We start from the raw sequence: 13150 nt of genomic DNA, 5'->3' as shown, positions 1-13150 counted from the left end.
GGAACCGCAGAGGGCATCAGGATGAAGGCGGAGCCACGGCGTTCCGCACGGGACCCGTCAGTGTTACGGGAAAAATGCGGCCGGCTCCGGCCGGCGGAAACACCCGCCGGAAAGGCCGGTATTGTAGCACTTCAGCAAAAACACTCATGGCGCATCTGCCGGCTTTCTGCTTACGGCGGCGAAAGCCGGCCGACTGCGGTCCGGCGCGGGCGGCAGCGTCACGTCCCGCACCGGACCGGACATCCCGGTGCGCCCGCGCGCCTCGCTGGCAGCGTAGTTCGCCTACGCGACAGTTGCATGACAGCGAACGCACCCCATTACCACGTCTCGCGCATGACCATCAGGCGCATCTCGGTCATATCCTCGATTGCGTAGCGCACCCCCTCCCTCCCGAGTCCGGAGTCTTTGACGCCGCCATACGGCATGTTGTCGACCCGGAACGACGGCACGTCGTTGATCACTACGCCACCCACGTCGAGCAGATCCCACGCGCGATGCGCGTGGGCGAGCGAATCGGTGAACACACCCGCCTGCAGGCCGAAGTCGCTGTCGTTGACGGTGGCCAGCGCGGCATCGAAATCGTCGAAACGCTCCAGAATCGCCACCGGGCCGAAGGCTTCCTTGCGATAAAGGTCGGTATCGCGCTTCACGTCTTCGAGCAGCGTGGCCTCGAACATCGCACCGTCCACCTTGCCGCCGGCGACAATCTTCGCGCCCGCCTGCACCGCGCTCTCCATCCAGCCGGCAAGGCGGTTGGACTCCGATTCGGAGATCATTGGCCCGACAAAGGTCTTTTCGTCCTTCGGATCGCCCATGACAAGCGACTTCGTCTTCGCGATCAGTTTCTCGCGCAGCGCGTCGTAAATCTTCGCGTGCACCAGAATCCGCTGCACGCCGATACAACTCTGCCCCGACTGATAGAACGCGCCGAACGCGAGCCGCTCGACCACGTAGTCGAGCTTGCCGCCCTGATCGCCGTCGACGATCGCCGCCGCGTTGCCGCCCAGTTCCAGAATCACCTTTTTCTTGCCGGCCTTTTTCTTCAGTTCCCAACCCACTGCGGGCGAGCCGGTGAAGGACAGCAGCTTGAAACGCTCGTCGGTGGTGAACAGATCGGCACCGTCGCGATGCGCCGGAAGAATCGAGAACGCGCCTTTCGGCAAGTCCGTCTCGGCCAGAATCTCGCCCATGATGAGCGCACCGACCGGCGTGCGGCTCGCGGGTTTCAACACGAACGGCACGCCCGCCGCGATCGCCGGCGCGACCTTGTGCGCGGTCAGGTTCAGCGGAAAATTGAACGGCGAGATAAACGAGCACGGACCGATCGGCACCCGCTTCACATAGCCGTGATACCCCTTAGCGCGCGGCGAAATCTCCAGATTGATGATCTCGCCATCTATGCGCACCGATTCTTCAGCCGCCACCTTGAACGTATCGATCAGACGCGTGACCTCGCCTTTCGAGTCGTTGATCGGCTTGCCCGCTTCGATGCACAGCGCGAGCGCCAATTCGTCGTAACGCTCACGGAACCGTTTCACGCAATGTTCGAGCACGGCCTGGCGCTTGAACGGCGGAAACGCACGCAGCGCCGGCATCGCGTCGACGGCATAGCCGATCGCTTTGTCGATCGCCGCCGCGTCGGCCATCGCCACACGGGTCGCCACTTCGCCGCTGAATTTATCCGTGACTTCGAGATCGGTGTTGGCGGCTACCGCAACGTTGGCGAGGTAGTACGGGTAAGTCTTGTTCAACATGACGCGCTCTCCTTGATTCGATGCCTGACATCAGCCATGCAGTCAGCAAGGGCTATGCCCCGTCGCCGCCCATGGCCGCTCCGCCCCTCACTGTTCCGCTCACAGTTGAGCGGAAAGCCGCTTGATCTCGCGATTCAGCACACGCTCGTTGTCCGAGTAGTCGATCGGCAGATCGATCACATGCACACCCGGGGTCGCGAAACACTCGCGCAGCAGCGGCGCGAATTCCGCGGCCGACTCGATACGATGCCCCTTCGCACCGTAACTCTGCGCATACGCGACGAAATCGGGGTTGCTCAGCGTCATGCCGTAGTCCGGGAAGTTCATGTTTTCCTGCTTCCAGCGGATCATGCCGAACGCGTCGTCGCGCAAAATCAGGATCACCAGATCGAGCCGCAGACGCACGGCCGTTTCCAGTTCCTGCGAATTCATCATGAAGCCGCCATCGCCACACACCGCCATGACCTTGCGGTCCGGGTGCACGATCTTGGTCGCGATCGCCGAGGGCAAGCCGGCGCCCATCGAAGCCAGCGCGTTGTCGAGCAGCAGCGAATTCGGTTCGTGCGCACGGTAGTAGCGCGCGAACCAGATCTTGTACATGCCGTTGTCCAGACACACGATGCCGTCCACCGGCGTGGTTTCGTAGACGTCGTTGACGATTCGCACCGGGTACATCGGGAACCGGTCGTCGAGTTGGCCTTTGACCAGATGCGCTTCAAAATGCTGCTTGATCTCCTTGAAACGCGTGAAGTCCCAATGCTCCTGGCGCTCCTTGAGACTTTCCTTCAACTGCCAAACCGCGTTGGCGATGTCGCCCACCACTTCGATCTGCGGGAAATACACCGTATCGACTTCCGCGCCGAGAAAGTTGACGTGAATCACCGTCTTCTCTCCCGCTTCGCCGCTGCGCATAAAGAACGGCGGCTTTTCAATCACATCGTGGCCGACATTGATGATGCAATCCGCGTGGTCGATCGCGCGGTGGACGAAGTCGCCGTCGGACAAGGTCGCGTTGCCAAGCCACATCGGGTGCGATTCGTCGATCACGCCCTTGCCCATCTGCGTCGTGAAGAACGGAATGCCGATCTGGTCGACGAACTCGCGCAACATCTTGGTGGTGGTCTTGCGGTTGCCGCCCGCGCCGATCATCAATAACGGATGCTTCGCGTTCGTGATCGCCTCGACCGCGCGCGCCACGGCTTTTTCTTCGGCCACGGGGCGCCGGCTGTAGCTCTTCGGTATCGGCTTGCCATCGCCCTCTTCATGCGCCACGTCTTCCGGCAATTCGAGGTGCGTGGCGCCGGGCCGCTCTTCTTCCGCCTGGCGAACCGCCTCGCGCACCGCGGCCGGAATGTTGCCGATCGATACGATCTGCCGCGTGTACTTGGTGAGCGGCTCCATCATCCGCACCACGTCGACAATCTGAAAATGCCCCTGCTTGCTCGACTTGATCGGCTTTTGCCCGGTCACCATCAGCATCGGCATACCGCCTAACTGCGCGTACGCGGCGGCGGTCACGAAGTTGGTCGCGCCCGGCCCCAACGTGGCCAGACACACGCCGGTGCGTCCGGTGAGGCGTCCATACGTAGCGGCCATGAAACCGGCCGCCTGTTCGTGACGCGTCAGAATCAGACGAATTTTCGAGCGGCGCAGCGATTCGAGCAGATCGAGATTTTCTTCACCGGGAATGCCGAACACGTACTCGACACCTTCGGCTTCCAGCGATTTGACGAACAGGTCCGATGCTTTCATGGGGGGTCTCGCTTGATGAAACGGACGCGGGTTCTGAGCCCGTCCGTTGGGGTCCGGTATCGGACGATCGAAGACGACGACAGCCGGCGCGACGCGAGCGGCGCGCGGCATGGCAAGCCGGCGCAGCGGATGCCACGCCGGACAGCTTACTACTCGAACGGAAAGGATGCGCGCAGGCGGGCAGCGCCGCAAGGCAGGGACAAACGTCAGGCAAGGCAGGCGGCGTGGTTGAAGAAAGCCGCCGCATCATGTTCAGCGATTGAGATTGGTAGTAACACAGTCGGACAGCATCGGCGGAGCGTTTTCACCGTCTGTCGCGTCGTACAGGTCGGCGCGCGGACCCTTGGTCCACCAGGTGTAGCTGCCTGCCTGGTACTTCGCGCCGGAAGCCGAGAGTGTATTGACGAACAGCAGTTGCTGGCCCTTCACAGGCACGAGCGCGAAGCTTTGGCCGTTCGCCGTGTTCCAGTAGGTCACCTGCAGAATCTTGCCGGTCGCGCAGGTGTATTTGTGCGTCTGGCGGCTCCTGGCCTGAATCCCGGAGAGTTGCAACGGCGCGGCCCATACGTTGCCGTACAACGCCGCAAGACCCGCTGCCGTGGCGGCTGCAACAAGCCATTTCTTCATGAGATGCCTCGATCGTTGTTGCACATCAAGTACGAGCGGCGTGCCTGGATTCCATCCGCTGTTGCAGTCGAGCTGCGCCGCGGATGACGATCGCTCGCGAAGCTATCGTGAAACCAATGAGAACCGCTTAGGGATCGATCACATCAGCGCAGGCATCGGTCGGCGCGGCGGCGACGTGCCCAACCAGCGGCACGATCTTCAACCCGGCCGACGCCACCCGGCACGGCGCAGCGGCAAGGCCGCAGCCCGTCACGCCGGCACAGAGCGCGAGTATCACACCCAGTGCGCCGAGACGGCCAAGCGTTCCAGACCGCAAGTTCTTGCGGGACTCCAGGGCCATACGTACCTCTACTTCAACGAACTTCGATGATTCAGGCTGCGCACGCGGCAAGTCTTGCCCCGGCGAGCGCGCAGTGCTTCACTTCATTGGCGCGGCACCTCGATACGTTGCAACTCAAGCCTGCAACGCGCTTCGACGCCCCTTACTTCGTGGAAACAGGCCGCACCGCCGCCGCGGCCTGTTTCGCCCGCGCACGGGCTTCGTCGACCGTTTCGCCGGTGGCCAGCGCCACGCCCATGCGGCGCTTGACGAAGCTTTCCGGCTTGCCGAACAGACGCAGATCCGCATTCGGCACAGCCAACGCCGCGGCAACGCCTTCGAAAGCGATCGCCGTTGCGTCCAGACCGCCGTAAATCACCGCCGACGCGCCCGGCGCCCGCAGCGACGTGTCCACCGGCAAGCCGAGAATCGCGCGCGCATGCAGTTCGAACTCCGAGAAGCGTTGCGAGCACAGCGTGACCAGCCCCGTATCGTGCGGGCGCGGACTGACTTCCGAAAACCATACGTCATCGCCGCGCACGAAAAGTTCCACGCCGAACAGGCCCCTGCCGCCCAATGCCGCAGTCACCTTGTGCGCCACTTCGCGCGAACGTTCCAGCGCAAGCGGGCTCATCGGCTGAGGTTGCCACGATTCGACGTAGTCGCCCGCCACCTGCACGTGACCGATCGGATCGCAGAAGTACGTGCTGACCGCGCCGCTCGCCGGATCGATCGCGCGCACGGTCAGTTGCGTGATTTCGTATTCGAAGTCGATAAAGCCCTCGACGATCACCCGGCCGTGATTCACGCGGCCACCCGCCATCGCGTATTGCCAGGCGGGTTCGACATCGGCGTCGCTCTTCAGCACCGACTGGCCCTTGCCCGACGACGACATCACCGGCTTCACGACGCACGGGTAGCCGACCTTGGCGATGCCCGCGCGCAGTTCCTCGAGCGAATCGGCGAACGCGTACGGCGAAGTCGGCAGGCCGAGTTCCTCGGCAGCCAGACGGCGGATGCCTTCACGGTTCATGGTGAGTTGCGTGGCGCGCGCGGTCGGAATCACTTCGGCGAGGCCGTCGGTTTCGATGGCGGCAAGCGCGTCCGTTGCGATCGCCTCGATCTCGGGGACGATCAGGTGCGGGCGCTCCTGCTCCACCAGAGCGCGCAATGCGGCGCGGTCGGTCATGTCGATCACGTGCGAGCGATGCGCTACCTGATGACCCGGCGCATTCGGATAACGGTCGACGGCGATCACTTCGACGCCCAGCCGTTGCAGCGCGATGATCACTTCCTTGCCGAGTTCGCCGGCGCCGAGCAGCATGACGCGCGTGGCGGATTCAGAAAGCGGTGTGCCGATCCGTTGGCCGATCTGCATGAGGTCTCCAGATAAAAGTCGGATGAGGGTGGGAATAGGTAGAACACGATGTTAACATGCGCACCCCGCGCCGCGCCTTGCTCGCCGGGTCCACGTGGCCATTTGTGCGCAGGGCGCGCAGAAAGGCTGCGGCGCACGTGTTCAAGTCCGCTCACGCCGTTGCGCTCGCGTGTGGCGAGCTTAGTGCGTTACCCTTACGCCTTCGCCAGTTTGAATGAAGAGGAACGACGCCATGCCCCAAAGCGCCTCCCCGCGACGTGTTGCGCGCTTCATCCCGTACGCGCGCTCGGTCATCGCCGCGTTGAGCGTCGCCGCGCTATGCAGCGCGTGCGCCATGCCGAAGCATCCCGATTCGGAAGCGCCGGCGTCCGATCCGTTCAACCCGGCCGCCACCCAGTTGCTGGACGACACGAGTTGGGTGCTCACCGGCTGGAAGCAGGCAGACGGCACGGCACGCGCGCTTCCGTCCGCCGATCAGGGCGCACCGATCACCCTCGTACTCTCCACCGCCAAAGGCCTGCGCCACGCCAGCGGCTTTTCCGGCTGCAACCGCTACATGGGCTCGTATGCGCTCAAAGACGGCAAGCTGAGTTTCGGCACGCTGGGCGGCACACGCATGGCGTGCGCGACGCCGGGCGGACAGATCGAAGGTCCGTATCTCAACGCGCTGCAGCACATCGAGCGCACCGGCGTACAGATGCGCGCGCCTCAGCAGATGCAGCTCATACTCGATAACGGCGACACGCTCACGTTCAGCAGTAGCGCCAAATGACGCATCCACGGGCCGCTGAATGGATTCAACGGATGCGGCGCCGCAACCGATGCTGTCCGCATGACGCGCGCCGGGTCCGCTAGCGGCCGTTGTTTTTCACCGACGGCAGGCCGCGTGCCGGTCTGCCTTCCCATTCGACGCAAGCATACTTGCGTTTGCCTTCGAAGCATCGGGCTTCGCCAGTTAAACTCGACGGATTGCGTTTTTGCGGGTCCGTCATTCGCTGATGTCTAGTATGCACACGGTAGTTTTCGGCTGGTTCGGCGGGTCAGCCGTCTGGTTCATTCCTCTTTTGTGGCGTCTCGTGAAGTCGGCGCTGCCAGGCGGCGCAGGTTTGCGCGGTCCCGGCACGATCCGCCTCTGGCTCGGCTTCGTCTGCGTGATGCTGGCGAGTTGCACGCTGGAGGCGTCGCTGATCGGCGCGGCCGGCGTGAATGGTTTCGGCCACGCGCTGGCGGCGGGCTTCGGTCATCTGCTCGGGCATATCGGCACGCCGCTCGCGGCGCTCGCCCTGCTCGCGATCAGCTTGCCCTGGCTGATCGACTTCCGCTGGCGCGACATCGCCGTGTGGGCCGATGGGGCGTTCGGCCTCGGGCTGTCGCGCGGCCTCGCCCGGCGTGACGAGGAAGCGCGCCGCCATCGCAGTGTCGATGACGGTTTGCCGTCGCACGTCTCGCCGGCCACCAATACGATGGCGCCTAAAAGCAACGGACGTTACGCGCGTCCGACAGTCTGGCGGCCGCCGGCGGGTGGCCGCGGCGCCACTGCGGCCGGCGCCGCCGCGGGGGCGGCAACGGCTAAGGAGGCAACGGCGCGCGGCACGGCGGCAAGCTGGCGCGCCGGCGCGATGAAGACGCGCAGCCAGACCGCGCAGGCGGAGCCGGTGCTGCGGACTGACGTTGGAACGACGCCGCGCCAGACGCCACGGCCCGTGCCGGTGCGAGCACAGACGCCCGCGCACACGCCCCCGTTAAAAGCGGACAAGGCAGCGTGGACGCCGACCGAGCCGGTCGCGCCGAGCGGATGGCTGCGTGAGCCCGCAACGACGCCGCGCGCGCCCGCTGCGGGTTCGGCGGGTTCGACGGGTTCGGCGGGTTCGGCGGCTCAAGCGTTGCATACCATGGCGGCCGCGCGAATGGCGACCGGTTCGGCCGCCAGTCCGTCGTCCGGTTTGTCACCCAGTCTCACGCCGAGCACTTCGGCCGGCGCGGGTCGGCCGTCGGCGACTCAAGGTAGAGCGGCCGACATATCTCAAGGAAGTCGCTCCACGGCGGCCCAACCGCCGTTCCCGCCCGCTCCGCGCACGCACACCGGCGTCACGCCGGCTCAACCCACACGGCGTCCGGCTTCGCTCGGCACGCCGGCACCCAGCTATACACGGCCGATGCCCGCCGCGCAGAAAGTCACGCCGCCTGCCAGCGTCCAGGAAACGCTTCGTAGCATCGCGGAAAACGCCGCGCGCTGGACCGACATCGCCGGCGTCAGCCTCGCGCGCAGCAGCGGCGGCGAAAACACGATGGTCACGACGGATCCGTTAAGCGCCGAACCAGCGGTCGAAGCTGCGCAATCTGGCGAGGCTTCGCCACGCACAACCGAAGTCGAAGTGAGCGCGGCACCGGGCGTTGATGTACCTTTGCAGAAGGTAGCCGAGTCTGCGCCGAACCCGCCGCCGCTTCAACCACCGGTCGAAACGACACGGATTGAAGCGGCATCCGAGACGCCGATCGCGAACGACAGCGAGCCCGTCGTGCAATGGCCGATTGAGCCGCCGATCATTCAGGCGCCGTTGACGGTGGCATCAGCACCGGCACCGGCATCGGCATCGGCAGTGACAACGGCATCGGCAGCATCAGCAGTGACACCGGCATCGGCGCAAACGCAGGCGAACGCGCAAACAGCGTCACCGCTGCCAGCCATACAACATGCTGCGCCGGCGAGCACCGCAACGCCGTTTCAAACCTTCGCCGCCCAGTTGCACGCAAGCAGCGCGCAAGCGGACGTGCCGCCACCCCTCGAAGAAGAGCCGACGGCCGACCATACCGCGCCGCCCGCAGTAATCGCCGAAGCCGTCATCGATAAACCGCTGGCGCCTTGGGAGACCAGGATCGAGGCTGTCGCGCCGGCCGAGGTCGTGTCGATGCATCACGCCACCCCGCCATGGCACGTCCCAGGCGCGAACGAAGCGGCCACACCAGTCGAAGCAGAAACGACGGACGCCCCCGCCCTACCGGATAGCTCAAACCTCTCCGACGATTTGAACTCGTCGAGTGCGTCGTATGCGTCAGACACCCCGCCCCCCGCAGCGACCGTCCAGCCGCAAGAGGTCGCTTCACACGCGTCAAACGTGGTTCGCTTCCCCGGCTTCACGGGTCAGGCCACGCCGGTGAGCGCCGCCACCATCGTCGACGAAACCGCTAACGGGCTGGCTTATGCACAGCGTGCACAAAGCGCACAGAGCACACCGAACATCCCCGCAGCTCCGCCAGCCCCGGCCGTTCCTGTCGCTCCCTCGGCGCCTCGCTTCGCAACCGAACCGTCGACCGAACCCGCTGAGCTTGCCGAGCCTGCCGATCCCGCAGTCCAGCAGCGCACCCCGCTGCGCGGCCATGCCCCGGCGAACGGCTTCGAATTCCGCGCGCCGGCGGCGTCGACGGTCGAGCTGCCGACACTCGATCTGCTCGCGCGCGCCGATACCGACGTCGAACCTGTTTCAGAAGAAAAACTCATCGAAACCGGCTTGCTGATCGAGCAGCGTCTGCAGGAATTCAAGGTGCCGGTGACGGTGGTCGGCCACTCGGCCGGTCCTGTCATTACGCGCTTCGAGATCGAGCCGGCACTCGGCGTGCGCGGCAGTCAGATCGTCGGTCTGATGAAGGACCTGTCGCGCGGCCTCGGTCTTACGTCGATCCGCGTAGTCGAGACGATTCCCGGCAAGACCTGCATGGGTCTTGAATTGCCGAACGCCAAGCGGCAGACGATCCGCCTGTCCGAAATCCTCGAAGCCAACGTCTACCAGAACTCGCATTCGCAATTGACGCTGGCGATGGGCAAGGACATCACCGGGCATCCGGTGGTCGCCGATCTGGCGAAAGCGCCGCACATGCTGGTTGCCGGTACGACGGGCTCGGGCAAATCCGTGGCGATCAACGCCATGATCTGCTCACTGCTTTACAAGGCGACGCCTGAAGAAGTGCGGCTCATCATGATCGACCCGAAGATGCTGGAACTGTCTGTGTACGAAGGCATTCCGCACCTGCTTGCGCCGGTCGTCACCGATATGAAGCTGGCGGCCAACGCACTGAACTGGTGTGTCGGTGAAATGGAAAAGCGCTACCGGCTGATGTCCGCGGTCGGCGTGCGTAATCTGGCCGGCTTCAACCAGAAGATCCGCGATACGGAAGCCAAGGGCAAAAAGCTCGGCAACCCGTTCTCGCTGACGCCGGAAGCACCCGAGCCGCTCGCGCCGCTGCCGCTGATCGTCGTCGTGATCGACGAGCTGGCCGACCTGATGATGGTGGCGGGCAAGAAGATCGAAGAGCTGATCGCGCGTCTCGCACAAAAAGCGCGCGCCGCCGGCATTCACCTGATTCTGGCGACGCAGCGTCCGTCGGTGGACGTGATCACCGGCCTCATCAAGGCGAACATCCCGACGCGCGTGGCGTTCCAGGTGTCGTCGAAAATCGACTCGCGCACGATCCTCGATCAGATGGGCGCCGAATCGCTGCTCGGCCAGGGCGACATGCTGTTCCTGCCGCCGGGCACGGGTTACCCGCAGCGTGTGCACGGCGCATTCGTCGCCGACGAGGAAGTGCATCGGATCGTCGAGTATCTGAAACAGTTCGGCGAGCCGCAATATGAAGAAGGCATTCTCGACGGTCCGGCCACGGAAGGCGCTTCGCAGGACCTGTTCGGCGATGCGCCGGAGGCCGAAGCCGATCCGCTGTACGACGAAGCCGTCGCTTTCGTGGTGCGTACGCGGCGCGCGTCGATCTCGTCGGTGCAGCGGCAGCTGCGCATCGGCTATAACCGCGCGGCGCGTCTGGTCGAACAGATGGAGACCGCCGGTCTGGTGTCGGCCATGGGCATCAACGGCAGCCGCGAAGTGCTCGCGCCGGGACCGGCCGAATAACACGCAAATACGCTTGTAAAACCGGCAAGCGCCAATCCGAACCAGCCCAAAAAAACGGGCCGCTCAGTTCACCGAGCGGCCCGTTGTCTTATACGGCCAGCACGTTCATGTCATGCGGCACACGAATGCCGACACCCGTTCATGCCGCGCGCACGACCGACACTCACGACGGCGACACCAACTTGAAGTCCACCGGCGAACCCAGTTCGAACTGCTTCGGGTTCGCTTCGAGCAAACCGGTCTGCGGATCGCGCCTGAACACCACCACCGTATCGCTGTTCTGATTGCCGACGATCAGCCAGTTGCCGGTCGGATCGATTGCGAATTCGCGCGGCGACTTACCGAGGCTCGACTGGCGGCCGATCTTCTTCAGATGACCATTGGCCGGATCGACGGAGAAGATCACGATATCGTTCGCATCGCCGCGATTGGTGGCGTACAGGAAGCGCCCGTCCGGCGAAAGATGAATCGCCGCGGCGCCCACCGCGCCCTTGAAGCCGGGCTCGGCGAGCGGGATGGTTTGCACCTGGGTGAGCCTGCCGTCGTCGTAGTTGAAGGTGCTGACGGTGCCGGCCAACTCGCTCGTCAGATAGGCATGCTTGCCGTCCGCGCCGAACACCAGATGGCGCGGACCCGTGCCGGCTTTCTCCTGGGTGTAGCGCCATTCGGTCGGACCGAACAGGCCGCGGCTGCCGTCCGGCGTGTAACGATACGAATACAGCTTGTCGGCGCCCAGGTCCTGCGCGAACAGATAGTGACCGTCCGGTGAGAACACGGTGGAGTGAACGTGCGAGTTGTCCTGACGTCCTTTTACCGGACCGCCGCCTTCATGATGTACCGTGAGCACCGACGCGCCGACCTGGCCATCCGCCTGCAACGGAAACACCGCGAAGCTGCCGCCCGGATCGGCCGCCACCGAGTAGTTCGCGGTCAGCAGATATTTGCCGTCCGGCGACAGCTTCAGATAGCACGGATCATTGCCGTCCGACGAAACCTTGTTGAGAAAGCTCAACTGGCCGCCCGCGGCGTCGAAGCGAAACGCGCTGATGCCGCCGCGCTGCGTAGCCGGACCGTTGTCGCCGGGCAACTCGTTGACCGCATAGACGAAGCGCCGGTCAGGAGTGACCACGAGATACGACGGATTGACGGTCTGCGCGACCGACACGCGCGTCGCTTCGCCTGTCTTCGTGTCGAAGCGATAGACGTACAGTCCCTCGCTCTTGCCGCCGGTGTAAGTGCCGATCAGCATGTCATACACGCCGTCGGCGGGGACCGGGCCAGAATCTTGCGCAAACGCATGCGAAGCAACAATCGAGACCATGAGCACGAAACCTTTTATTATCGAGCGGGCGGAGCGCAACGGACCTGGCCGGGCGCCGCGCCATGAGGTGGATTGAGCAGAAGGCAAAGAAGAGCTTGAAACGGCCTGCATCACGGCACGGTGACGACGAAGCATAGGACCTCCTGGACATCGGTTATCTGGTGGATTCGGTTGTAACGGTGTCTCTGGTCTGCCGCGCAATGGGTCGAATATTTTTATCGAGGCAAGTATAAAAGCGTTGCGTCGGATCATGCAGTGAATCTCACCCCTATCACACTACGGAGCTTTCATGAACGTCACACTCAGCCTGGGCCCGCTTGTTTCGTTGATCGCCGGCATTCTGATCCTGGTCATGCCGCGCCTGTTGAATTTCATCGTTGCGCTCTACCTGATCATCATCGGCATCATTGGGATTTTCGGCGTCGGCTCGTCGCACTTCTAGACGAGCGCAGTCAGCCGGACGGTCGGCAAGATCAGGGACCCACAAGGACCCACAAGGACGCGCAAGGACTCACGAAGAGGCAAAGCCGGGTGCAGTGCCGGCCCGGCAACGCCTCGCATGGACCGGAACCGGCTTGGACGGTGGCATGCGTGGCAGGTGGACTGACGGCTGCGGCAGCGCAACAATCGGCGCGATGAAGCGGCGCGACAAAGCGGTTTGGCAAAGCAATCCGCGCGCGGCAGATTCCCTCGACCCGCGGCGAGCCGGAGGCAAGACAGCCGCTCGCTCGGCCCAAACTCGTGCAGCGGACGCTCAGCCGTTCGAAAGCTGGTCGAGACGCAACCTTCCCTGCAACGACAATCCACCGACGGCATAATGTCCGTCACCTTCCTGATAGCGGCGGAAGCAGGCCCGTTCGATCAGAAAGTGCGCCGCGGCCAGCATGCCATTGCGGCTCAGGCCCAGCCGACTGTGTTCGAGCGGCAGCAACGAATCGTCGGCCAGTTCACTGGCGGCGGAGAGAATCGTGATGCAATCGGATTTCGACGGGTTCAGCATCGCTTGGGTCCTCGAAGACGGTATAGGCATACGTCATGGACAAGGCCGAGGCATGATCCGGAGAGCTCCGCGCATCGGCATGAAAAATGATTGTAGGC

Annotated in this window: 10 protein-coding genes; 3 read left to right on the top strand and 7 right to left on the bottom strand. The window is 64.0% G+C overall.

Annotation, left to right across the window (positions count from 1 at the left end; genetic code table 11):
• Positions 1 to 317 precede the first annotated feature (317 nt).
• The 5 genes from HWX91_RS22660 to purT all read right to left on the bottom strand — a co-directional run bounded on the left by HWX91_RS22660 (position 318) and on the right by purT (position 5830).
• On the bottom strand, positions 318 to 1754 hold the full coding sequence (locus HWX91_RS22660; protein ID WP_028196877.1) for an aldehyde dehydrogenase family protein: 1437 nt from the start codon (positions 1752 to 1754) through the stop codon (positions 318 to 320).
• A 99-nt stretch (positions 1755 to 1853) separates the two neighbouring features.
• Positions 1854 to 3506, bottom strand: a complete 1653-nt coding sequence (locus HWX91_RS22655; protein WP_028196876.1) for an acetolactate synthase large subunit — start codon at positions 3504 to 3506, stop codon at positions 1854 to 1856.
• Between the two features lie 252 nt (positions 3507 to 3758).
• Positions 3759 to 4133, bottom strand: a complete 375-nt coding sequence (locus HWX91_RS22650; protein WP_028196875.1) for an MliC family protein — start codon at positions 4131 to 4133, stop codon at positions 3759 to 3761.
• A 127-nt stretch (positions 4134 to 4260) separates the two neighbouring features.
• Complete coding sequence (locus HWX91_RS22645; protein WP_028196874.1) at positions 4261 to 4473, bottom strand: DUF6726 family protein; 213 nt, start codon at positions 4471 to 4473, stop codon at positions 4261 to 4263.
• A gap of 142 nt (positions 4474 to 4615) precedes the next feature.
• The gene (gene purT, locus HWX91_RS22640; protein WP_028196873.1) at positions 4616 to 5830 is read right to left on the bottom strand and encodes a formate-dependent phosphoribosylglycinamide formyltransferase; all 1215 of its coding nucleotides are present in this window, start codon (positions 5828 to 5830) and stop codon (positions 4616 to 4618) included.
• A 232-nt stretch (positions 5831 to 6062) separates the two neighbouring features.
• Here purT and HWX91_RS22635 point away from each other — a divergent pair, with 232 nt between their 5' ends.
• Together HWX91_RS22635 and HWX91_RS22630 are read left to right on the top strand one after the other, a co-directional pair.
• Entirely contained in the window at positions 6063 to 6602 is a 540-nt protein-coding gene (locus tag HWX91_RS22635; RefSeq protein WP_028196872.1) for an META domain-containing protein, read from the top strand.
• 235 nt (positions 6603 to 6837) lie between these two features.
• Positions 6838 to 10731: an FtsK/SpoIIIE family DNA translocase gene (locus tag HWX91_RS22630; protein ID WP_028196871.1), complete on the top strand. Its 3894-nt coding sequence runs from the start codon at positions 6838 to 6840 to the stop codon at positions 10729 to 10731.
• 163 nt (positions 10732 to 10894) lie between these two features.
• Here the strand turns inward: HWX91_RS22630 and HWX91_RS22625 are convergent, their stop codons facing one another.
• The gene (locus HWX91_RS22625) at positions 10895 to 12187 is read right to left on the bottom strand and encodes a lactonase family protein (protein ID WP_028196870.1); all 1293 of its coding nucleotides are present in this window, start codon (positions 12185 to 12187) and stop codon (positions 10895 to 10897) included.
• Between the two features lie 154 nt (positions 12188 to 12341).
• Here HWX91_RS22625 and HWX91_RS22620 point away from each other — a divergent pair, with 154 nt between their 5' ends.
• Positions 12342 to 12494, top strand: coding sequence for a DUF3096 domain-containing protein (locus tag HWX91_RS22620; protein WP_081833067.1), 153 nt, complete (start codon positions 12342 to 12344; stop codon positions 12492 to 12494).
• Between the two features lie 312 nt (positions 12495 to 12806).
• On the opposite strand, the gene HWX91_RS22615 is transcribed toward HWX91_RS22620, so the two are convergent.
• Complete coding sequence (locus HWX91_RS22615; RefSeq protein WP_028196869.1) at positions 12807 to 13052, bottom strand: hypothetical protein; 246 nt, start codon at positions 13050 to 13052, stop codon at positions 12807 to 12809.
• Between the last annotated feature and the right edge of the window lie 98 nt (positions 13053 to 13150).

It is taken from the genome of Paraburkholderia fungorum, assembly GCF_902833645.1.
Taxonomy (GTDB): domain Bacteria; phylum Pseudomonadota; class Gammaproteobacteria; order Burkholderiales; family Burkholderiaceae; genus Paraburkholderia; species Paraburkholderia fungorum.
This window is presented reverse-complemented; position numbering and strand designations above follow the sequence as displayed.